The 20,707-nt window shown below is 69.2% G+C and carries 18 protein-coding genes and 1 other RNA gene; 8 read left to right on the top strand and 11 right to left on the bottom strand.

The genetic code is table 11. The annotated features are described in order from the left end of the window. Window positions 1-8: 8 nt before the first annotated feature. Window positions 9-1,028 (bottom strand): protease modulator HflC, encoded by a 1,020-nt coding sequence (hflC, locus tag AAHM41_RS11800; protein WP_342236733.1) that lies wholly within the window; start codon window positions 1,026-1,028, stop codon window positions 9-11. Window position 1,029: 1 nt separating this feature from the next. Further along, the gene (hflK, locus tag AAHM41_RS11795; RefSeq protein ID WP_342236732.1) at window positions 1,030-2,172 is read right to left on the bottom strand and encodes an FtsH protease activity modulator HflK; all 1,143 of its coding nucleotides are present in this window, start codon (window positions 2,170-2,172) and stop codon (window positions 1,030-1,032) included. 117 nt (window positions 2,173-2,289) lie between these two features. On the opposite strand from hflK, the gene apbC reads away from it, so the two are divergent. Further along, window positions 2,290-3,432 (top strand): iron-sulfur cluster carrier protein ApbC, encoded by a 1,143-nt coding sequence (gene apbC / locus AAHM41_RS11790; protein ID WP_342236731.1) that lies wholly within the window; start codon window positions 2,290-2,292, stop codon window positions 3,430-3,432. A gap of 103 nt (window positions 3,433-3,535) precedes the next feature. Beyond that, window positions 3,536-3,868: a hypothetical protein gene (locus AAHM41_RS11785; RefSeq protein ID WP_342236730.1), complete on the top strand. Its 333-nt coding sequence runs from the start codon at window positions 3,536-3,538 to the stop codon at window positions 3,866-3,868. A 26-nt stretch (window positions 3,869-3,894) separates the two neighbouring features. Here the strand turns inward: AAHM41_RS11785 and AAHM41_RS11780 are convergent, their stop codons facing one another. After that, window positions 3,895-7,545, bottom strand: a complete 3,651-nt coding sequence (locus AAHM41_RS11780) for a hypothetical protein (protein ID WP_342236729.1) — start codon at window positions 7,543-7,545, stop codon at window positions 3,895-3,897. Window positions 7,546-7,755: 210 nt separating this feature from the next. On the opposite strand from AAHM41_RS11780, the gene AAHM41_RS11775 reads away from it, so the two are divergent. Then, a complete protein-coding gene (locus tag AAHM41_RS11775) occupies window positions 7,756-8,892 on the top strand; it encodes a hypothetical protein (RefSeq protein WP_342236728.1) in 1,137 nt (378 codons plus the stop codon). Between the two features lie 31 nt (window positions 8,893-8,923). Here the strand turns inward: AAHM41_RS11775 and thyX are convergent, their stop codons facing one another. Next, a complete protein-coding gene (gene thyX, locus AAHM41_RS11770; protein WP_342236727.1) occupies window positions 8,924-9,865 on the bottom strand; it encodes an FAD-dependent thymidylate synthase in 942 nt (313 codons plus the stop codon). A 188-nt stretch (window positions 9,866-10,053) separates the two neighbouring features. On the opposite strand from thyX, the gene AAHM41_RS11765 reads away from it, so the two are divergent. The 3 genes from AAHM41_RS11765 to AAHM41_RS11755 all read left to right on the top strand — a co-directional run bounded on the left by AAHM41_RS11765 (window position 10,054) and on the right by AAHM41_RS11755 (window position 13,383). Continuing rightward, on the top strand, window positions 10,054-12,390 hold the full coding sequence (locus tag AAHM41_RS11765) for a S8 family serine peptidase (protein ID WP_342236726.1): 2,337 nt from the start codon (window positions 10,054-10,056) through the stop codon (window positions 12,388-12,390). A gap of 19 nt (window positions 12,391-12,409) precedes the next feature. Next, window positions 12,410-12,760: a transfer-messenger RNA gene (ssrA, locus tag AAHM41_RS11760) on the top strand. A 122-nt stretch (window positions 12,761-12,882) separates the two neighbouring features. Next, entirely contained in the window at window positions 12,883-13,383 is a 501-nt protein-coding gene (locus AAHM41_RS11755) for an SspB family protein (protein ID WP_342236725.1), read from the top strand. Between the two features lie 47 nt (window positions 13,384-13,430). Here AAHM41_RS11755 and AAHM41_RS11750 read toward each other — a convergent pair whose 3' ends face one another. Further along, window positions 13,431-14,123: a COQ9 family protein gene (locus tag AAHM41_RS11750; protein WP_342236724.1), complete on the bottom strand. Its 693-nt coding sequence runs from the start codon at window positions 14,121-14,123 to the stop codon at window positions 13,431-13,433. A gap of 9 nt (window positions 14,124-14,132) precedes the next feature. Continuing rightward, entirely contained in the window at window positions 14,133-14,666 is a 534-nt protein-coding gene (gene def / locus AAHM41_RS11745; protein ID WP_342236723.1) for a peptide deformylase, read from the bottom strand. Between the two features lie 130 nt (window positions 14,667-14,796). Between def and rpsU the strand changes: the two genes are divergently transcribed. Then, window positions 14,797-15,000, top strand: a complete 204-nt coding sequence (rpsU, locus tag AAHM41_RS11740) for a 30S ribosomal protein S21 (RefSeq protein ID WP_342236722.1) — start codon at window positions 14,797-14,799, stop codon at window positions 14,998-15,000. Between the two features lie 205 nt (window positions 15,001-15,205). Continuing rightward, window positions 15,206-16,327: an alanine dehydrogenase gene (ald, locus tag AAHM41_RS11735; RefSeq protein ID WP_342236721.1), complete on the top strand. Its 1,122-nt coding sequence runs from the start codon at window positions 15,206-15,208 to the stop codon at window positions 16,325-16,327. A 51-nt stretch (window positions 16,328-16,378) separates the two neighbouring features. On the opposite strand, the gene AAHM41_RS11730 is transcribed toward ald, so the two are convergent. From AAHM41_RS11730 to AAHM41_RS11710, 5 genes are all read right to left on the bottom strand, one after another. Beyond that, a complete protein-coding gene (locus AAHM41_RS11730; RefSeq protein ID WP_342236720.1) occupies window positions 16,379-17,647 on the bottom strand; it encodes a hydroxyacid-oxoacid transhydrogenase in 1,269 nt (422 codons plus the stop codon). Window positions 17,648-17,664: 17 nt separating this feature from the next. After that, window positions 17,665-18,627, bottom strand: a complete 963-nt coding sequence (locus AAHM41_RS11725; RefSeq protein WP_342236719.1) for a nucleoside hydrolase — start codon at window positions 18,625-18,627, stop codon at window positions 17,665-17,667. A gap of 76 nt (window positions 18,628-18,703) precedes the next feature. After that, the gene (locus AAHM41_RS11720) at window positions 18,704-18,904 is read right to left on the bottom strand and encodes a (2Fe-2S)-binding protein (protein ID WP_342236718.1); all 201 of its coding nucleotides are present in this window, start codon (window positions 18,902-18,904) and stop codon (window positions 18,704-18,706) included. Window positions 18,905-18,970: 66 nt separating this feature from the next. Beyond that, window positions 18,971-19,594 carry a CDP-alcohol phosphatidyltransferase family protein gene (locus AAHM41_RS11715; RefSeq protein ID WP_342236717.1) on the bottom strand — a complete coding sequence of 208 codons (624 nt, stop codon included), beginning with the start codon at window positions 19,592-19,594 and terminating at the stop codon, window positions 18,971-18,973. Beyond that, complete coding sequence (locus AAHM41_RS11710; RefSeq protein WP_342236716.1) at window positions 19,595-20,596, bottom strand: lysylphosphatidylglycerol synthase domain-containing protein; 1,002 nt, start codon at window positions 20,594-20,596, stop codon at window positions 19,595-19,597. Window positions 20,597-20,707: the final 111 nt, after the last annotated feature.

The raw sequence follows: 20,707 nt of genomic DNA, 5'->3' as shown, positions 1-20,707 counted from the left end.
GGCCTGCATCAGCCGGGGCTCGCCGGTACCGCAGGCGCCGGCTGGGCCGGCGTCTCGGGGGTCGGCGCCGCCGGTGCAGGCGCCGCCGGGGCCGAGGGCGCCGGGGCCGAGGGCGCCGGGCCGGCCCCCGACGGGGTCTGCTGCGTTACCGCCGGCACCAGGCCACGGCCGGTGGCGTCGTTGAAATATTTGAAGAAGTCGCCCTTCGGCGACAGCACCAGGGTGGTGCCGCTCGACCCCAGGGCGGTCCGGTAGGCCTCCAGGCTGCGGTAGAAGGAGAAGAACTGCGGGTCGGCGCCATAGGCCCCGGCCTGCACCTTGATCGCCTCGGCGTCGCCCTGGCCGCGCAGCTCCTGCGCCTTGCGCTCCGCCTCGGCCAGGAGGACGGTGCGGTCGCGGTCGGCGCGCGACTTGATCGACAGCGAGTACTCGGCACCCTGGGCGCGATACTGCGCCGCCTCGCGCTCGCGCTCGGAGCGCATGCGGTCATAGACCGACTGCACCGTGCCCTCCGGCACGTCGGCGCGGACGATGCGGACGTCGACGATCTCGATCCCGAGCGGCTTGGCGTTGGCCTCGACGCTGTCGCGGATCGACCGCATGATCGGCCCGCGCTGCTCCGACAGCACGTCGAGCTGGTTGTAGTTGCCGAGCACGTTGCGCAGCGCATTGTTGACGAAGCTGCTGATCCGGGTGCTGGCGATCTGCTCGTTCCGCACCGACTGGAAGAACAGCAGCGGATCGGTGATGCGGTAGCGGGCGTAGCTGTCGACGTCGAGCCGGCGCTGGTCGGACAGGATCACCTGCTCGACCGGCGGATCGACGTCGAGCACGCGCTTCTCGTAGAACTGGACGTTCTGGATCACCGGCAGCTTCAGCTTCAGCCCGGGCTCGGATTCGATCTTCACCACCTCGCCGAACTGCAGCACGAGAGCCTGCTCGTTCTGGCCGACGGTGTAGAGGGAATCGACCAGGACCAGGCCGACGACGACGACGGCGGCACCGAAGGCGGCAAGTTTGGCATTCATCTTACTGCCCCCCGCGCTGGGCCGGAGCCGCGGCCGGCTTGCTGATCAGCTCGTTCAGCGGCAGGTAGGGCAGCACGCCCTGGCCGCCGACGGCATCGTCGATCATGATCTTGTTCGAACCCTTCAGCACGCTTTCCAGGGTCTCCAGATAGAAGCGCTCGGCCGTGATCTCGGGCGCCGCGCGGTAGGACTGCAGCACCGAGGTGAAGCGCGCGGCGTCACCCTGGGCCTTGGCCACCACCTGTTCGCGATAGGCCTCGGCCTCCTGGGCGATCCGCTCGGCATCACCGCGGGCCCGCGGCACGATGTCGTTGCGATAGGTCTCGGCGTCGTTGCGCAGCCGGTCCTGGTCCTGGCGGGCGCGCTGCACGTCGTCGAAGGCATCGATGACCTGCTGCGGCGGCGCCACCTTCTGCAGCTGCACCTGGTCGATCACCACGCCGGCGCCGGGCCGGTCCGGAGTACCGTAGCTGTCGAGCGTCGCCTGCAGCAGGCGCCGGGCGTCCTGCTCGATCCGGCCGCGCGCCTCGTTCAGCGCCGGCTGGATCTCGGTGTGGCCGATCACCTCGCGCATCGCGCTCTCCGCCGCCACCTTCACGGTGGCGTCGGCCGCCTTGATGTTGAACAGGTAGGCGACCGGGTCGGAGATGCGCCACAGCACGACGAAATCGATGTCGACGATGTTCTCGTCGCCGGTCAGCATCTGGCTCTCGTCCGGCACGTCGCGCGGGGCCGCGCGGCCCTCGCCGCTGGTGAAGCCGATCTCGATCCGGTTCTGCGTCGTCACCGAGGGCTTGGTCACCGTCTCGATCGGCGCCGGCAGGTGGTAGCGCAGGCCGGGCGACTCCGTGCGGACATAGGCGCCGAATCGCTGGACCACGCCCAGCTCGTCCGGCTGCACCCGGTAGATGCCGGTCAGCAGCCAGCCGATGATGATCACCACGATCGCGATCAGGACGCCGCGGCCGCCGCCGAAGCCCTTGGGCATGACCTGGCGGAACCGGTCCTGGCCGCGGCGGATCATCTCCTCGATGTCGGCCTGGCTCGGCCCGCCGCCGCGTCCCCAGGGATTCTGTCCGCCGCCTTGCGGTGAGCCGCCCCAGGGGCCGCCCCCGCCGCCACCGCCTTGATTACTCCACGGCATCCAGATCCCTTCCCCCGTCGACCGCCCTGTCATCCCGGGCGCCGGATGCTATATCTCGGCGCGACGGGCAGCAAATGTGGAGCCTGTCATATTGGACAAAGGGCAGGAAGTTCAACCATGGCGACAGGCCGGACGACGGTGACCGAGGCCGCGGTGCGCGAGGCGCTGGGCAAGGTGCGGGACGAGGAGCGCGGCGGCGATCTCGTCGGCCTGGGCATGATCTCCGGCCTGACCCTGCGCGACGGCCATGTGCTGTTCTCGATCGAGGTGGATCCCCAGCGCGGCCCAGCGCTGGAGCCGCTGCGGCAGGCCGCAGAGAAGGCCGTGGCGGCGCTCCCGGGCGTGCTGTCGGTGACGGCTGTCCTGACCGCCCATCGCGGCTCCGGCGCCGCGGCCCCCGCCGCCGCGCCAGCCGCCGCGCCTCGGGCCGCCGCCCCGGGTGGGGCACAAAGCCGCAAGCTGCCGGTGGCCGGGGTCGGGTCGATCATCGCGGTCGCCTCGGGCAAGGGCGGCGTCGGCAAGTCGACCACCGCGGTCAACCTCGCCCTCGGCCTGGCAGCCCTCGGCCTCAGGGTCGGGCTGCTCGACGCCGACATCTACGGCCCGTCGATGCCGCGGATGACCGGGATCACCGGCAAGCCCAGCTCGCCCGACGGCAAGAGCCTGGATCCGAAGGAGAATTACGGGCTGAAGGTGATGTCGATCGGCTTCCTGATCGACGAGGAGACGCCGATGATCTGGCGCGGCCCGATGGTGCAGTCGGCACTGTCGCAGATGCTGCGCGACGTCAACTGGGGCACGCTCGACGTGCTGGTGGTCGACATGCCGCCCGGCACCGGCGACGCCCAGCTGACCATGGCCCAGCAGGTGCCGCTGGCCGGCGCGGTGATCGTGTCGACGCCGCAGGACATCGCCCTGCTGGACGCCCGCAAGGGCCTGAACATGTTCCGCAAGGTCGATGTCCCGGTGCTCGGGATCATCGAGAACATGAGCTATTTCTGCTGCCCGAATTGCGGCCATCGCACCGACATCTTCAGCCATGGCGGTGCGCGGGCCGAGGCGGAGAAGCTGGGCTGCGACTTCCTCGGCGAGATCCCGCTCGACATCGCCATTCGCGAGACCTCGGATTCCGGGCACCCGATCGTGGTCTCGGCGCCGGACAGCCCGCATGCCGAGGCCTATCGCGGCATCGCCGCGCGGGTCTGGGCCAAGCTGCGCTCCGGCGCCGGCCCCGTTGCCCCCCGGATCGTGATCGAGTGAGCCGGGCACGACGTCACCACCTCGCCACAAATCGATCCGATAAGAGGCCGAACCGAACGGCGCCGGGATCGACCGGATGCCCGCCCCTCGGAGTGGGAGAGTGATGGGACGCTTCTGCCGGATCGCGGCCTTCGCCTTGCTCGCAGCCGGTCTCACGGCTGCGGCGCGGGCCCAGGCCTTGCCGGATTCGGTCGAGATCCAGAACCGGCGGAGCGGCACTGTCGAGGATCTGCGCGTCTCGCCCGATTTCGAGAGCTCCTGGGGCTACAACCGGCTGCGCGCGGCGCCGCTGGCGCCTGGCGCCTCCGCCCGGATTCCGACCGAGGACCTGCGCGGCGGCTGCTATTTCGACGTCAAGGTGCGTCAGAAGGACGGCGCCGAGGCCGAGTATTGGAGCCTCAACCTGTGCAGCCGGCCCGTCATCGACCTGGAGTGATCGCCCGGGATTGACCGGCCGGCCGGTCAGGGATTGCCGCCGGCCTGGCGCCTCTGGTTCCAGAGCGGCATCGGATCGGCCGGAGTCGAGGTGCCGACGGGCTTGGCCTGGCTTTCCAGGAAGTCGCGGATCGCCTGGGCCGTGGCCGGCGTGGTGAGGGTCTCGTTCTGCAGCTTCGGCAGCACGTCACGGCGGAAGTCGGCGATGTCCTGGCGCTGCCGCGGCGTCGTCGCCTGGGCGTCGAGATCCTTCAGATACTGCATCATGCCGTGCGCCCCGCCCTCCGGGAACAACACGCCCTGGCCCTGCTCCGACCACTTCAGGAAGGAGTTGAGCCAGCCCAGCACCGCCAGCTGCCGGAAGCCGTCGGCGTCGCTGTAGGTGTTGAGCACCGTCTCGCTGTCCTGCACCGCCTTCGAGACTCCGCGCGGCGTCTCCTTGGACTTGCCCGGCGGGTCGATCTTGACCTGGCCGCGGAACTCCAGCGACAGCGCGCCCGGCAGGAAGGGCAAGCGGAGCACCGGCAGCTTGAACGATCCGGTGATGCGCGTCGCTTCCGCCACGAAGGAGGCCATCGGCCCGGCCAGCCGGCGATACATGTTGACCTCGGACGGCACCGCGGGCGCCCGACGGGTGCGGCCGCGATCGCCGCCCAACACGCCCGGCAGGTGGCCCGACACGGCGTCCGGCAGCGCGTCATTCACCGTGTTGCGGGCCTGGTAGGCCGCGTTGGCGCGGATCTGGTCGGGGTTGGGCAGGCTGTCCGGCAGGCCGGGGATGCGCTCGGTCGGGTAGCGGTCGTTGAAGATGAAATCGGCGTTGGCCGCGTCGGGATGCCACTGATAGTCCTTGCCGGTCAGCAGATCGACATACTGCTCCGCCGGCTTGCCGGTGACCGCCGAAAGCCGCATGCCGCTGGCCCGGCCGGGCACGTAGGACTGCGCGGCATTCGGGTCGATCTTCCCGTTCCCGACCAAGCCCTGGATGGTGGCGAGGTCCGGCTCCGACTCGAGCAGAAGCTGTCTGGTGTCGTCGTCCACCACGATCCGGGTCCGCATCGACAGCCGCTCATAGGTGGCCTGCATCTGCTCCCAGGCCTGCTGCGACAGCTTGGTGCCCTTCGGGATGGTGACGGTGATGTTGTCCTCCGGCCGCCGCTCGGCACCGACGCGCCAAATCTTGTTCAGCCCGGGGATGAAATTGGTCCAGGCGCGCGGCCGCAGCCCGGCCTTCTGCTCCTCCATCAGCTTGGTGAAGCTGATGTCGTTCGGCACCTCGACGAAGGCGTCGGCGTCCTTTCCGGCGACGGTACCGAGCAGGTCCATCTCGCCCGGCTCGAGCCGGACGGTCTGCGCGTCCGGCAGCATGGCGCCCCAGTTCAGCTCCATCACCGTGCCGCTGCCGTCGGCCGCCTCGCCGACCGTCCGCACACCCTGCAGCGTCGGCATGAAATCGGCCTGGACCTGGGTCGGATCGGTCGCGAGCAGGGTCCGCTCGCCCTGCTTCAGCACGGTCGATCCCTTGATCTGGAACACCGTCTGGTTGGAGGTGGGCATCAGCCCGGCCTCCTTGAGCGTGACGTTGCGGTATTCGCGCGGCCGCTGCGACACCGTCAGCTCCTTGCCCAGCGTCAGCCGCAGCGGCTTGGTCGACCCCATCACCAGGCTGTCGATGACGGACTGCCCGATCGCCCGGTAGTTGGTCTTGGTGCTGATCGCCCCGCCGAAAGACGCCATGGTCGGCTGGCCGAGCTGCGGGGCGCCCGCCGCATCCGTGGCCGGGTCCGCGCTGCCGAGGATCCGGACCTGGGCGCCGAGGCGGAACTCCGGCCCCTTGTTCTGCCAGCCCCACAACTTCGGGACATCGCTCTCCTGCCGCACGCCGCCATTGGCCTGCAGCATGTCCCGGCGGTCGGCGACCCGCTGCATCATCTGCGGGTGCATGGCGACGTTCTGGGCGGTGCCCGGCACCGCCCCCATCACCGACGAGATCGCCTCGTCCCGGTTCATGTGCCGGCCCTGGGTCAGCTGCGCCACCAGCTCGGCGCCGCCGAGGTTGCTGACCACGTCGTTGCCGAACTGGGCGGTCACGCCCAGGCGCGACAGGCGGGTGACGTCGCCGGCCGTCGCCGAGGCCGCCTGGGTGGTTCCCTGCTGAGTCGCCTGGGTTGTTCCGGTCGCCGCCGGGCTGACCACGCGCTGGATCGGGATCGCGCCCGAGACCGCGCCGGTCACCGGGGCGGTGGCCAGGTAGATGCCCTGGGTCTTGGCGGAGTTCAGCATCTGCTGCCCGCCCTCGGCGGTGAACAGCTTGTTGTCGAAGGCCAGCCGCGTGGCGTCGGTGGCGAGCTGGCCGGTGCCGTTGACCACCTGCCCGGCCGTGCCGCCGGCCGATGTAGCGAGGACCCGCGCGCCCAGATTCGGCAGCGCGGTGGCGCCAAGCCGGGTGCCGACGGCGGCGCTGACCTTCATGCCGGCGGTGGTCGCCCCGGCGGTGCTGATCGACGACACCGCGTCGATCGCCGTGTCCTTCAGCGTTGCCTTGGTATGGTCCCAGCTGACGCCGGCGCCGTCGCCCTTGGCGCCGTCCCAGCCGACCGCATCCATGCCGAAGCCGATGATCGAGCTGTGGCCGTCGGCATACATGTCCTTGCCCTGGGCCACGGCGCTGATGTCGCCGGCCGCGTCGATCAGCTCATAGGTGCCGAAGCCCGCGGCGAAGCCGACCGCAACGTTGCCGCCGGAGGCCGCGGTGGCGACGATGCCAACGGTGGTCGCCGCGACCACCCGGCCGACCTCGCCGATCGTGTTCCAGGTCTTGTCGCTGTCCTCCATCGCCGTGGCGTGGTCCTGGAACTCCTGGTCGAAGTTCCCGAGGACGGCGGTCACCTTCTGCTCGTATTGCGGCTGCGGCAGGCCGGTGTCGTTTGCCTTCAACTGCTTCAGGTCATCGAGCTTGTCCTCCAGGAAGTCCTGGAACTCCTCGCCCGAGCTCTTGCCCGGCGTGATCCAGCCCCAGCCCTTGCGGACGAAGCCCTGGTCGTCGAGCTTGTGGTTGACCTTGTCGAGGTCGCCCTGGATCGCCGCGATGCTCTGGTCGAGCATCGTGTTGCGCGACTTCTGCTGGACCTCGCCATCGACCTGGGTCAGCGCCTGCTGCGTCTCCAGCGACAGCCGGTCGGTGCCGACCGCCCAGCTGTTCAGCGCCTGCAGCTTCGCCTGCTGGTCGGCGGTGAGCTGCAGCTGGCCGTTGGCGTCGAGCTTGACGGTCTGGCGCAGCTCGCCGGCAATCGCCGACTGCACCGCGTCCCAGTTGCGCTGGCTGTCGGGGCCGTTCGCGCCGTTCTTCCGGTCATAGGCCACCGCCGTGTCGATCACGCCTTCCGTCTGGGCGCTGACCGGCGATGGCCCCTGCTGGAAATAGATGTCGCCCGGATAGATGACATTCGGGTCGCGGAACTGGCCGTTGTTCGGAACCCCGTCGGGGCCGACCAGCCGCTCGAGCGCATCGCCGGGTCGCACCTGGCCCGCCGTCTCGTAGCCATGCGATTCGGGCGGACGCCCCTCGGCTGCGGCCCGGGCGGCCAGGGCCCGCTGCACCGCCGCCTGGAAATCGGGCTCGGGGTTGGGCCGGACCGGGTTGGCAGGACGTGGGTTGCGCTCGATCGGCTTCAGCATGACTTCCCCGCCGCCTTCATGGACCCGGTCGGGAAGCCTAGGAAAATTGCATGACACCGTTATTTCATATGTATGACAAAGAGGACGCCGCACTCGAAATAGGATTTTCGTCAGAGATTCCTAAACGATGGAGATCTTCATCGAACCGTCATCTTTCCGGGAGGGCCTGTCGCTTATGGTGCCGCCAAATGGAGAGGGATGGAGGCCGGAATGGCGATCGAGGTCGACAAGGACGGACGCATGGTCAAGGTCGAGAACGGCGTCACGACCTATGTGCCCACCGGGCAGCAACAGCAGTGGCAGGCGGCCGTCCAGCAAGCGATGCAGCGGAACGGCATCGACGCGAACGAGGCTTCGAATACGCGGTTCCTGATCGCCGAGAAGGGCGATTCGCAATGGTCGATGGCGGAGCAGATCGGCTCCCCATGGACCGAAATGGTCGACCACAACAACTTCGCCAATGACGACCTGATCCTCGTCGGCGAGGCCGTGGCGGTGCCCACCCCCACGCCAGAAGGCGCCGGGGCCCTGGGGCCCGAGGGTCGGGATGCCTTCGCCCAGAGCATCGAGACCCGCGCCAACCATGCTGCCAACGCAGATGACGGGACCGCGACCGAGCAGTGGGACGCGATCGATCAGGACATCCGGACCTATCTGAACTCGGTGCCGCAGGACGACTTCGTCCAGGCCACCTTCGACCTGGTCGGCTACGACTATGCCGCCGAGGGCTCCTCTGCCGTACGCCCTCGGGTGATCAATGCCGCCCTCGACGCGCTGGGCAACGACCCTGAGACGCAGCAGCAGCTGGTCGACCAGTTGCTCACCCAGCAATGGCCGACGAACGGCGAGGACATCAAGGCCGACGTGACCCAGGTCGCGCAGCAGCGCGGACTGACAACCGGCGGCACGCAGGAGCCCGCCGCGCCGCAGACCGATCCGGGGCTGACCGCGATCCAGACGGCCGCCGACAGCGGCGACCGCAACCAGCTCAGAGCCCAGATCTCAAGCTACATCGGCCAGGTTACCAGCGCCGACAACAGCGCCAAATTCCAGGCGATCGCCCGGCACGACTGGGGAGACGACTCCGGCGCGGTCATGGAGGAGCTGTACAACGCGGTCGTCCAGAACGTGAACGACCCGGTGCCCGCCATGACCAATCCGGGCGAGGAAAGCCCGGTTCCCGGGAACGTGCAGCAATACCTCAAGAACTATCTCTCGGCCCTGCCCGACTGCACCGTCCAGAACGAGACGGCCGACAGGCTGTCGGAGCAGGAGTGGGAGAACAACGACGCCACTAGGCCGCTGGTCGCACAGGCGCGCGAGGAGGTGGGCCTCCCGGAGAACTAGCTGGACCGCAAAGCTGAGCCTGGCCGAAGGGTCAGGCCGGCCGGTCGAGCACCGCCATCAGCTCGCGCCATTCGCGCGGGCTGAGGCCGCTGTCCGGCTGGGCCACCGCCTCGCCCGCCAGCATCCGGCGCAGCACGGTGAGGCCGGACGCCGAGATCGTCGCCGCGTTCATCCGGTAGTCGCGGAACGCCCGGGCCGCCAGCGGCACCCAGCGTTCCATCGAGTCCAGCATCACGTCGGCATAGGCCCGGATCTCGTACTGCGCGTGGGCGTCGGCCCGCAGCCTCAGGAAATTCATGAGGTTGTGCAGGTCGGTCTTCCAGTACCACTGGGTGTAGGTGTTGAGCGTCAGGTTCATCCGCGCCAGTTCGCGCGCCAGGCCCTGGCGAGAAGGGTCGACCGGCTCGGCCCCGTCGATCTCCTCGTTCAGCATCCAGGCATAGTCGCGCCAGCAGCGCTCGGCATCCTCGCGCAGCAGGTCGAGCACCTGCGACGCTTCCTCGCCCTGCAGCACCGCGTCGCGGCCCTGCCGGTTGCTGCTGGACTGCGCCGCCAGATGCTCCGGCGCCGGCAGGTAGAACTCCCGGTCGAGAATCGAATAGCGGGCGGAATACTCGTTCACATTGGCGGTGCGATGCCGGATCCATTGCCGGGCCACGAAGATCGGCAGCTTCACATGGTATTTGATCTCGCACATCTCGAACGGCGTGGTGTGCCAGTGCCGCATCAGGTAGCGGATCAGCCCTTCATCCTCCGACACCTTCTTGGTGCCGCGGCCGTAGGAGACGCGGGCCGCCTGCACCACCGCCGAATCATCGCCCATGTAGTCGATCACCCGGACGAAGCCGTGGTCGAGCACGGGCAGCGGCTCGAACAGGATCTCCTCCAGCGCCGGCACGGTGGCGCGGCGGGTGGCGAAGGTGGCCGAGCGGATCTGGTCCAGCTCGGCGCGCTGGTCGGCGGTGATCGTCATGGCGTCAGGTTTCTGTCAGAGAATCTCCAGATAGTGTAGCCGCGCCGGGTTCCGGGACCAAGGGCTGGTGTGACCGAAGGGAGAACCGCGGCCATCGGGTTGCAAAGATTTAGGACAATTGCGTCGAGGAACCGCCGCATTTTCCTGTTAGGGTCCCGCTTTCCCATTTGCATTGCAGGATATTCCACATGCCGGTTCCGACAGATCCGCTTTACGCCCAGCAATGGCATCTCACCGGCCCCTGGGGCATCAATCTCGGCAACCTCTGGGACGAATTCACCGGCAACGGCGTGGTCGTCGCCGTGCACGACCAGGGCATCGACTTCGCCCATCCCGACCTGAACGACAATCTCGACACCGCGCACAGCTTCAACGCCTCGACCGGCGGCACGGGCGGCGCGCCGGTGTCGGCCGACGACAACCACGGCACCGCCGTCGCCGGCATCATCGCCGCGGAACGCAACGGCACCGGCGTGGTCGGCATCGCCTATGGCGCGACGCTGCTGTCCTATTACGACCCGCTGTTCCTCGACACGCTGCCAACAGCCACGGCGAACGCCCGCAACCATGCGGCGACCGATGCCGACGTGCTCAACAACAGCTGGGGCTACGGCAACGCCTTCTTCGACGACCAGAACTCCGCCTTCCTCGACAATTTCAGCAGCGCCGAGTTCGCCGCCGCCCGCGCCGCCACCCTCAACGCCGCGGCGAACGGGCGCGGCGGTCTGGGCACGATCATCGTCCAGTCGGCCGGCAACGCCTACGGCTATGGCGACGACACCAACCTGCACAGCTTCTCCAACAACCGCTGGACCATCACCGTCGGCGCCACCAACCAGGACGGCAGCCTGTCCGACTACTCGACCCAGGGCGCCTCGATCCTGGTCGGGGCGCCGGGCAGCCCGAGCGCGGGCACCATCGTCACCACCGACCGGGTCGGCGATGCCGGCTATGCCGCCGGGAACTACACCACCAGCTTCAACGGCACCTCGGCGGCGGCGCCGATGATCTCCGGCGTCGTCGCCCTGATGCTCGACGCCAACCCGAATCTCGGCTGGCGCGATGTGCAGGAGATCCTGGCCTACAGCGCCCGCAGCGCCGCGACCACATCCGGCGACCAGGCCAACGGCGCGACCAACTGGAACGGAGGCGGCCTGACCGTCAATCACGACATCGGCTTCGGCCTGGTCGACGCCCATGCCGCGGTGCGCCTGGCCGAAAGCTGGAGCGGCGCCGCGCGCACCAGCGCCAACGAGATCAGCGTCTCCACCGCAGTCTCGTCGGGCCTCGCGATTCCGGACGGCGACGAGGCCGGCGTGACCGCCAGCCTGACGATCGCCACCGGGATCGAGATCGACCGGGTCGAGGTCGGGCTGAACCTCACCCACAGCTGGATCGGCGACCTGCAGATCGTCCTGACCTCGCCGGACGGCACCCGGAGCACCCTGGTGAACCGGCCGGGTCTGGGCGCGCTCGACGAGACCGGGTCGAGCCAGGACAATATCGTCTTCACCTTCGGCACCGTCCAGGATTGGGGCGAGAGCGGCCAGGGCGTGTGGTCGCTGACCATCCGCGACCTGGCCGGCGGCGATACCGGCATGCTGAACTCCTGGAGCCTGCGCCTGTACGGCGATGCCGCCAGCGCGGACGACGCCTATGTCTACACCGACGAATTCGCCACCGTCGGCGCCGATGCGGCGCGCCGGACGCTGGGCGACGCCGGCGGGGTGGACACGATCAACGGCGCAGCCCTGACCGGCGCGACCGCAATCGATCTCGCCGCCGGCACCGCCGCCATCGCCGGCCGGGTCGTGACCTTCGCCGCCGGCACGGTGATCGAGAATGCGATCGGCGGCGACGGCGCCGACCAGCTCACCGGCGGCAGCGGCGTCAATCGCCTGGGCGGCGGCCGCGGCGGCGATGTGCTCCGCGGCGGCGCCGGGGCCGATGTCCTGGACGGCGGCGCCGGCATCGATCTCGCCAGCTACTACGGCAGCTGGGTCAGGGTGGTGGTCAACCTGACCACTGCCACCGCCAGCGGCGGCGATGCCCAGGGCGACACCCTGACCAGGATCGAGAACCTGTCCGGCAGCCAGGTCGGCGACGCCCTGTTCGGCAGCGCCGGCGCCAACACCCTGTCGGGCTGGTGGGGCGATGACCTGATCGTCGGGGCCGGGGGCCAGGATACGCTGGCCGGCGGCGCCGGGGCGGATCGCTTCGCCTATGGCAGCGCATGGGAAAGCCAGGTCGGCGCCGGATCGGACCGGATCACCGATTTCAGCCACGCCCAGGGCGACAAGGTCGATCTCTCGGTGATCGACGCCGATACTGGCCTGGCCGGCAATCAGGCCTTCGTCTTCATCGGCTCCGGTCTCTACACCCACCATGCCGGCGAGCTGCGCTTCGCCTTGACCGACCCGACCACAACCACCATCGCCGGCGACATCAATGGCGACGGCGTCTCGGACTTCCAGATCCGCCTGACCGGGCTGATCGGGCTGGTCGCCGCCGATTTCGTGCTGTGACGGAGCGATGACGGTTTCCACCCTTCCATCTGCGCCGCCGAGCCCCTATCTTATGGGTGTCGGGCAACCGACTATGACGATAAACGCCTTTTGGAATAGACGCTGCGGACCCGGGGGCGGTACCCGGCGCCTCCACCAAATCTCCGGTGTTGGACGGAGCATGGGGGCGAAATAGGATCGACGCGTGTAGTAAAGGAAAGGTTTTCGTCCGGCATGGTTCCGCCGTTATCGGGCCATTGCAATAGTTGCCAACGACAACTTTGCTGAGGTTCGCGCGGCTGCGTAAGCAGCTAAGCGTCCTCGATCAATCCCTCGGCGGTTAGCCCCGTCGAGGTGGGGCTTGGGGCACCCAGCAACAGAACGCCCCGCTTCTCTCTTCCAGATCGGCCCGGAATGTCGGACATGGGCGGCTGTCTGCCGCGCGTCTCCCTTTTCATCCTGCCGGCCCCGGTCTAGTGTGATCGGATGGACGACGAACTCCGATATGACCGCATGGTCGAATCCGCCCTGCGGGGCGTGGTCAGGGAAGCTTTGGCCAGTGCGGCCGAGAAGGGGCTGCCGGGTGATCATCATTTCTACCTGACCTTCGTGACCAATCATCGAGGGGTCGCGATTCCGGAGTACCTGCGGCAGAAATACCCGCAGGAGATGACCATCGTCCTGCAGCACCAGTTCTTCGGGCTCGAGGTCTGCGAGGACCGGTTCTCGGTGTCGCTCAGCTTCTCCAGCAAGACCGAGCGCCTGGTGATCCCGCTGGCCGCGATCACCACCTTCGCCGACCCGTCGGTCAACTTCGCGCTGCAGTTCCAGTCTGCGAAGGAGGCCGCGGACGCCGAGGCCGCGGAGGAAGGCACCGCCGGCGAGGACACGGCCGAGGCGGCGCAGGACGATACCGGCAAGGTGGTCCAGGGCCCGACCGGCAAGGGCCCGTCCGAGGCCGCGCCGGCCGACGGCGCCAAGATCGTGGCGCTGGACGCGTTCCGCAAGAAATAGGCAGGCATCCAAGGTTGGGTTCGCCCTGGCGACCCCAACCTATGACGTCACGGCGCCGCCGCTCCCCGTCCCTCACGCAGCCGCGCGGCCAGTCGGAACGGCGCTTCGGCCAGGTCGCCCAGCCGCTTCAGCCCGGAGATCTGGCGGCCGAAGGCCAGCACCTCGCCGATCCGGCGCTCGAGGAAGGCGCCGGTGATCTCCTGCCCCTCCGACCGGTCGTCGAGCCAGACCAGCAGGGTCGAGGCATAGACCCCGGCCAGCAACCCGCGCTTGGAATAGTAGTTGATGTCGGTCGACCGGTCGCCCGCCGCCCGCCACATCGCGTCGACGGTGCGGTGCAACTGGTGCAGGCCGCGGCGCGACAGCGGCCGCAGCGCCCGCCGCGCCAGGTCGCGCCGGACCGCGTCGCGATAGGGCAGCAGCAGGTCCAGCCGCACCGTCACCGCCCGGGCGATCTTCTCCCGCACCCGCAGGCTCTCGAAGGCCTCGCCCTCCTCGGCCAGCCGGGCCACCATCGCCCGGTCGGCCCAGTCGTGCAGATGGTCCGACAGCGCGGCGATCCCGCCGGGGACCAGGACAGCGACCTCGTCGAGGCCGAATCCGGCATCCTCGGCGCCGAGCCGCAGGGCCTGGCGGGTCCAGCCGTCGAAGGCGACATGCGGCAGCACCGCCAGCAGCAGGGCGTCACGCTCGGCCGTCTGATCGCCAAGGGGCTGGTCGCTCGGGGGCAGGTCGGTCATGGAATTCCCTCAGGCTCTGTCGGCGAGATGGCGGGCTTCGGCGTCGACCGCAAGGTCGTTCAGGTCGCGCAGCCGGTCGAGATACAGCACGCCGTCGAGATGGTCGACCTCATGCTGGACCACGCGGGCGTGCAGCCCTTCGGCCTCGCGCTCGATCACCTGGCCGTCGAGGCCGAGGCCGCGATACCCGATCCGCCGCCAGCGCGGCACCAGGCCGCGGAAGCCTGGGATCGACAGGCAGCCCTCCATCCCGATCGCGATGTCGTCGCCCAGCGGCGCGATTTCCGGATTGATCAGCACCGTCGGCCCGTCCGGCGCCGGCGGCTCGCCCTCCTCCTGCCGCCCGGGCGGCACCTCGAACACGATCAGCCGCAGCGGCCGGTACACCTGCGGCGCCGCCAGGCCGATGCCCGGCGCGTCGCGCATGGTCTCGATCATGTCGGCGGCCAGCCGCGCGATCTCCGGGTCGCCGGGGTCCGCCACCGGGTCGGCGATGCGGCGCAGCACCGGATGGCCCATGCCGACGATCTTCAACAGCGTCACGATTCTCTCCCCGGCAACCGGAAAACCCTGATTTTCCTCGACTTGGCAAGCAAAAAGTCGCGTGATACAAGACACGCCCCAAAGAGACCTGCACCGGGATCCCCGGCTGTGAAAGGAGCGATGGCAGAACGTGCAAGTCCATGTCCGTGACAACAACGTCGACCAGGCGCTGCGTGCGCTGAAGAAGAAGATGCAGCGCGAAGGCATCTTCCGGGAGATGAAGCTTCGTCGCAACTACGAGAAGCCGTCCGAGAAGCGCGCCCGCGAGCAGGCCGAGGCCGTGCGCCGCGCCCGCAAGATGGCGCGCAAGCGGCTCGAGCGCGAAGGCTTCTGACGACACCCGACCGCGGCCCCGCCGCGGAGACAGACCGGATGGACCGTACCGCCGGAGGCCCCGCCTTGCGGCGGTTTTGTCGTTTGTCTGCCATGGCAGAGTAGCCCTGGCGCCGACGATGATGTCATTCCCCGCATAGCTGATGTAGGAATCGGGTAAGGCGCCGCCCGCAGGGCGGCCGCCGGCAACGAAACCCGGGGGAAACATGCTCATCGGCGTGCCGAAGGAAATCAAAACCCACGAGTACCGTGTCGGCCTGACCCCGAGCTCCGTCCGCGAGCTGGTCCATCACGGTCACAGCGTCATCGTCCAGACCAATGCCGGTGCCGGGATCGATTTCGGCGACGACCGGTACCGCGCCGCCGGGGCGGAGATCGTGTCCTCCGCCCAGGAGATCTTCGAGCGCGCCGAGATGGTGGTGAAGGTCAAGGAGCCGCAGCCGGACGAGTGCCGCATGCTGCGCCGCGGCCAGGTGCTGTTCACCTATCTGCATCTGGCGCCCGATCCGCGCCAGACCGAGCTCCTGATGAAGTCCGGCTGCGTCGCCATCGCCTATGAGACCGTGACCGATGCCCGCGGCGGCCTGCCGCTGCTGGCGCCGATGAGCGAGGTGGCGGGCCGCATGTCGATCCAGTGCGGCGCCCATTGCCTGGAGAAGATCCAGGGCGGCCGCGGCATGCTGCTGGGCGGCGTGCCCGGTGTGCCGGCGGCCAAGGTGGTGGTGCTGGGCGGCGGCGTGGTCGGCACCAACGCGGCGCGCATGGCGATGGGCCTCGAGGCCCATGTCACGGTGATCGACAAGTCGCTGCAGCGGCTGAAGGAGCTGGACCTGCAGTTCGGCGCCGAGCTGAACACCATCTACTCGACGGTCGACGCGATCGAGGAATACGTCACCGGCGCCGATCTCGTGATCGGCGCGGTGCTGGTGCCCGGCGCCGCGGCACCACGGCTGGTGACGCGCGCCATGATCGCGAAGATGAAGCCCGGCTCGGTCGTGGTCGACGTCGCCATCGACCAGGGCGGCTGCTTCGAGACCTCGAAGCCGACCACCCATGACGACCCGACCTATGTGGTCGACGGGGTGGTGCATTACTGCGTCGCCAACATGCCGGGCGGCGTGGCGCGGACCTCGACCGTGGCCTTGAACAACGCCACCCTGCCCTTCGCCCTGGCGCTGGCCGACAAGGGCTATCGCCGGGCCTGCCTGGACGACCCGCATCTGCGCGAGGGGCTGAACGTCCATTCCGGCCAGGTCACCAACAAGCCGGTGGCCGAGGCGCTGGGCCTGAACTACGTGCCGACCGAGGTGGTGCTGCGCACCGCCTGAGGCGCTAAACTCTGTAGGTTGGGTTCGCTTGCCGCGAACCCAACCTACGAATCACCAGTTCGCCAGCGATTCCCGCAGGATGCGCTCGAGATCGGCCGGGCCGACCGGCTTCGGCGCGCCGACCAGCAGCCGCTGCTGCTTCAGCGCGCCCTCGACCAGGGCCGGGATGTCGGCCTCGCCATAGCCCAGCGCGGCGATGCCGCTCGGCGCGCCGACCTGCCGCATCAGCGCGATCAGTGCCCTGGGCAGGCTGTCCGGCCCCGGATCGCCGACCGAGCGTCCGGTCAAAAGCTCCGCCACCCGGATGTGCTTGTCCGGCGCCGAATCGTAGGTGAAGCGGAACGCCGCCGGCGAGGTCACAATCACCGAATAGCCATGCGGCACGAAGGCATGGCTGTAGCCGTCGGCGTGGAAGGCATGCTTCAGCCCGGCGATCGGATAGGCGCAGGCGTGCGGGATGTGCACCCCGGCGGTGCCGAAGCCGATGCCAGCCATGGTCGCGCCCAGCATCATCGTGCCGCGCGCCTCCAGGTCGTCGCCATCGGCCACCGCCCGGGCCAGGAAGCGGCCGCCGAACTCGATCGCCCGCAGCGACCAGATGTCGGCCACCGGGTTGCTGCCCTGATAGGGCGGCCGGTCGTCCGGCGTGGCCGGCCGCGGCCGCGCGTCGAACGGCTTGGAGATGTAGGATTCGACCGCATGGCAGACCACGTCGAGCCCGGCCGAGGCGGTGACGCCGGCCGGAGTGGTGCGCGCCAGCTCCGGATCCACCAGCGCCAGGCTCGGCCGGATAAAGCGGTGCGAGATCCCGGTCTTCAGCTTGAGCTCGGGGATGTCGAGGATGGCGACGGTGGTCGCCTCCGACCCCGAGCCCGAGGTGGTCGGCACCGCCACCAGCGGGAACAGCGGCCCCGGCGGCTTGCGCCCGCCGCCGATCGGCGCGTTGACATAGTCCATGATCGCGCCGCCATGGCGCTTGATCAGGTTGGCGACCTTGGCGGTGTCGATGGTCGACCCGCCGCCGAGCCCGACGAAGCCGTCGACCTCGGCCGAAAGCGCGACCTCGGCGGCGAGCTCCAGCGACTCCAGCGTCGGCTCCACCGCGATGCCCTCGAACCGGGTCACGCCGATGCCGCTGCGCTGGATGATGCCGATTACCCGGTCGACCAGCTCGAATTCGTGCAGCGCCGGGTCGGCGACGAGCAGCACCCTGGTGACGCCGAGACGCTTCAGCTCCCAGCCCAGCTCCTCGACCGCGCCGGCGCCGAACTTCAGCGCCGCCGCCTCGATGGTGAAGATGCTTTCGAGGGATTCGGCCACGCCACCCTCCACCATGCTCACAGCCGCCGCAGCGCCTGGTAGATCAGCTCGAAGAAGCCGTCGGCGTCGATGTCGCGCAGCACGCGGCAGTTCTTCGGCTTCGCGTCCGGGCGGTTCCATTTCGCGGCCATGTCCCACCAGTCGACCACGGTCATGCCCAGCGTGTGCTCGCCCGCCAGCTCGACCGCGACATGGCAGTCGCGGCCGCCGAACAGCTCCGGCTTCAAGAGATAAGCGATGACGCAGGGATCGTGCAGCGGCGCGCCGGCGATACCGTAGCGGTCCATGTCGAAGCGCTCGTAGAAGCTCAGCATGCCATGCACGCTCTTCGCCGCGGGCGTGCCCAGCGCCGCCACCTTGTCGAGCCAGGCCCGGCTCGTCAGCGCCTTGTGGGTGACGTCGAGCGGCACCATGGTCAGCCTGATGCCGCTGGTCAGCACCACATGCGCGGCGTGCGGGTCGACATAGATGTTGAACTCGGCCGCCGGGGTGGTGTTGCCGCCCTCGAAGAAGCCGCCGCCCATGAACACGATCTCGCGGATCCGCGGCGCGATCTTCGGCTCGCGCACCAGCGCCGCGGCGATGTTGGTCAGGGGCCCGAGCGGGCACAGCGTATAGGTGCCCTCCGGCGCCGCCATGATCGTGTCGACGATCCAGTCGACCGCGTGGCCGGACACCGGCCTGGTCGCCGGGTCCGGCAGGCCGGAGCCGTCGAGGCCGGTCTTGCCGTGCACCGCCTCGGCGGTGACCAGCGGCCGCACCAGCGGCCGGATCGATCCCTGGACCACCGGGATGTCGGTGCGCCCGGCCAGCTCGCACAGCTTCAGCGCATTGGCGGTGGTCAGGTGCAGCGGGACGTTGCCGGCAACGGTGGTGAGGCCGGCGATCTCCAGCTCCGGCGAGCCCATCGCCAGCAGGATGGCGATGGCGTCATCCTGGCCCGGATCGGTGTCGATGATGATGCGCCTGGTCTCGGCCATCGCGGCCTCCCCTTCGGAATTCTCTCGGGAGGCTGGCTAGCACCGCGGCGCGGCGGCGTACAGAGGCTGTCGAGCGTTACTCGGCGGCGAGGAGGACCGGCGCGTCGTCCTGCTCGCGGGTGGCCTCGTTCACCATCCGGCGGATCGAGGTGACGCATTTGCCGCAGCGCGGGGCGCAGCCGAGCCCGGCATAGACCTGCCCCGCGGTCTTCGCCCCTGAATCAACGGCACACCGGATCTGAGTGTCGTTCAGGGCGTTGCAGATGCAGATGTACATGCGTCGGCGGCTCCGGTGTGTCCCGCCGGATTTAGATGAGATTGCGAATGAGTGTCAATAGGCGCTCTATCCTGCCCGCGATTCCGCCCGTGCGGCGCGCAGGCGCACCGCGGTCAGGATGGCGAAGAACGGCCCCCCGATCGCCGCGCCGATCAGGATATAGGGGAACAGCCCGAACCAGGCCGCCGGCGCGAACAGGTACAGCGCGTCGTCGAAGTCGAAGCCGAGGATGCCGACATAGGCCTTGGTCTCGACCGCGCCCGCCGCCTCCAGCCTGGCCGACAGGATCGACGCCGCCAGCACCCCGGCGCTCGCCACGATTCCCAGCAGCGGCCCGGCTTCGCCCAGCCAGCTGGTGCGCAGCCCGATCCCGATCGCCAGGAACATCAGCGCGTTGACCGCGAGGTCGCAGATCGTGTCGTAGAGATGGCCGAAGGGCGAGGAGGTGTTGCCGAGCCGAGCCAGCTCGCCATCTGCCCGGTCGAGCAGGCAGGACACCAGCCAGATCACCCCGCCCCAGACGGTCCACTGCGCATCGCCGACGGCGAAGGCGGCGCAGCTGGCGAGCCCCGTCACCAGACGCGCCGTGGTCAGGTGATTCGGCGTGACCCGAGTGCCGACCAGGGGCCGGACCATCATCCGGGTCAGGCGGTGGGTCCAGGAGGTATGGGGCTGGGTGTAGATCGACATTCAGGCCTGCTCGCGCGCAACATCCGGCGTCCGCAACAGGCGCCGGCCTTCGATGAGGTACCAGATCAAGAGCGCCGGCACATGCAGCAGCAGCTCGCGCAGGCGCTTGACCAGCGCCACCGACAAAGCGAGCTCCGGCGGCAGGCCGAACATCACGCCGAGCGCCAGAATGCTGCCGTCCTGGATGCCGAGCGCGCCCGGCACCAGGAAGGCGGCGGTGCGGACAGCCTGGCCGATGCTCTCCATCACCAGCGCTTCGGCGAAGCCGATCTCGGCGCCCAGCACATGCAGCGCCAGCCAGATCTCGCCGGCGCCAAGCACCCAGGCCGTGAGGTGAAAGGCGGCCGCCCGGGCCATGGCGCCGCGGTCGCGGTAGATCGCCAGCACCGTGTCGTGCAGCCCGGAGAGCCCGCCCAATGCCGACCAGTCGAACTGCTGGGCGATCCGGCCCAAGAGCCGCTCGAACAGCCGGAACATGCCCCAGCGCTGCGCCAGCACGAAGCCCATGCCCATCAGAACCGCGATGCCGAGGCCGAGCCCGGCCCAGCGCAGGGAGTCGCCGCCGCCGATCAGCAACAGCACCACCAGGCCGATGGCGAAGAACAGGATCTGGGTCAGGAATTCGATGGTCAGGTCGACCAGCATCCCGGCGCCGGCCGGGAGCGTGCCGGCGCCGTGCAGCGCCAGCACCCGGGCGCCCAGCACATTGCCGCCGACCTGGGCGACGGGCAGCACCGCATTGGCCGATTCCCGGACCAGCCGCGCCCACAGGAAGATGCCCGGCCCGGCCGACCACAAGGGCCGCATCGCGGCGCGCCAGGCCAGCGCCGAGCAGGCCATCGGCAGGAGGTGGAACGCGACCACCAGCAGGATGCCGCCGCTGGCGCCGAGCAGCAGCTGCAGCACCGCCTCGGCATTCTGCGAGGCGACCAGCGCGATGATGCCGCACAGCCCGGCCAGCCCGACCACGGCGGTCGCGGCCTTGATCGCGTGCCGGCTCATGCGCGGCCCGGGGGCAATGACATGCATCCGAAATTAGCGGATTGCCTCTCCCGCCTGGCGGGAGAGGCGGGGCGGGCGCCCGGGCGGCCCGGGGGGGGGGGGGCCCGGGCG

The organism is Inquilinus sp. OTU3971 (genome assembly GCF_038440215.1).
Note: the sequence above shows the minus strand (reverse complement) of the source record. Positions and strands in the feature narration are given on the sequence as shown.

Coding starts and splice junctions, on each gene's coding strand:
- hflC (WP_342236733.1), bottom strand. CDS start 1,028: ATGAATGCCAAACTTGCCGCCTTCGGTGCCGCCGTCGTCGTCGTCGGC.
- hflK (WP_342236732.1), bottom strand. CDS start 2,172: ATGCCGTGGAGTAATCAAGGCGGTGGCGGCGGGGGCGGCCCCTGGGGC.
- apbC (WP_342236731.1), top strand. CDS start 2,290: ATGGCGACAGGCCGGACGACGGTGACCGAGGCCGCGGTGCGCGAGGCG.
- AAHM41_RS11785 (WP_342236730.1), top strand. CDS start 3,536: ATGGGACGCTTCTGCCGGATCGCGGCCTTCGCCTTGCTCGCAGCCGGT.
- AAHM41_RS11780 (WP_342236729.1), bottom strand. CDS start 7,545: ATGCTGAAGCCGATCGAGCGCAACCCACGTCCTGCCAACCCGGTCCGG.
- AAHM41_RS11775 (WP_342236728.1), top strand. CDS start 7,756: ATGGCGATCGAGGTCGACAAGGACGGACGCATGGTCAAGGTCGAGAAC.
- thyX (WP_342236727.1), bottom strand. CDS start 9,865: ATGACGATCACCGCCGACCAGCGCGCCGAGCTGGACCAGATCCGCTCG.
- AAHM41_RS11765 (WP_342236726.1), top strand. CDS start 10,054: ATGCCGGTTCCGACAGATCCGCTTTACGCCCAGCAATGGCATCTCACC.
- AAHM41_RS11755 (WP_342236725.1), top strand. CDS start 12,883: ATGGTCGAATCCGCCCTGCGGGGCGTGGTCAGGGAAGCTTTGGCCAGT.
- AAHM41_RS11750 (WP_342236724.1), bottom strand. CDS start 14,123: ATGACCGACCTGCCCCCGAGCGACCAGCCCCTTGGCGATCAGACGGCC.
- ald (WP_342236721.1), top strand. CDS start 15,206: ATGCTCATCGGCGTGCCGAAGGAAATCAAAACCCACGAGTACCGTGTC.
- AAHM41_RS11725 (WP_342236719.1), bottom strand. CDS start 18,627: ATGGCCGAGACCAGGCGCATCATCATCGACACCGATCCGGGCCAGGAT.
- AAHM41_RS11720 (WP_342236718.1), bottom strand. CDS start 18,904: ATGTACATCTGCATCTGCAACGCCCTGAACGACACTCAGATCCGGTGT.
- AAHM41_RS11715 (WP_342236717.1), bottom strand. CDS start 19,594: ATGTCGATCTACACCCAGCCCCATACCTCCTGGACCCACCGCCTGACC.
- AAHM41_RS11710 (WP_342236716.1), bottom strand. CDS start 20,596: ATGAGCCGGCACGCGATCAAGGCCGCGACCGCCGTGGTCGGGCTGGCC.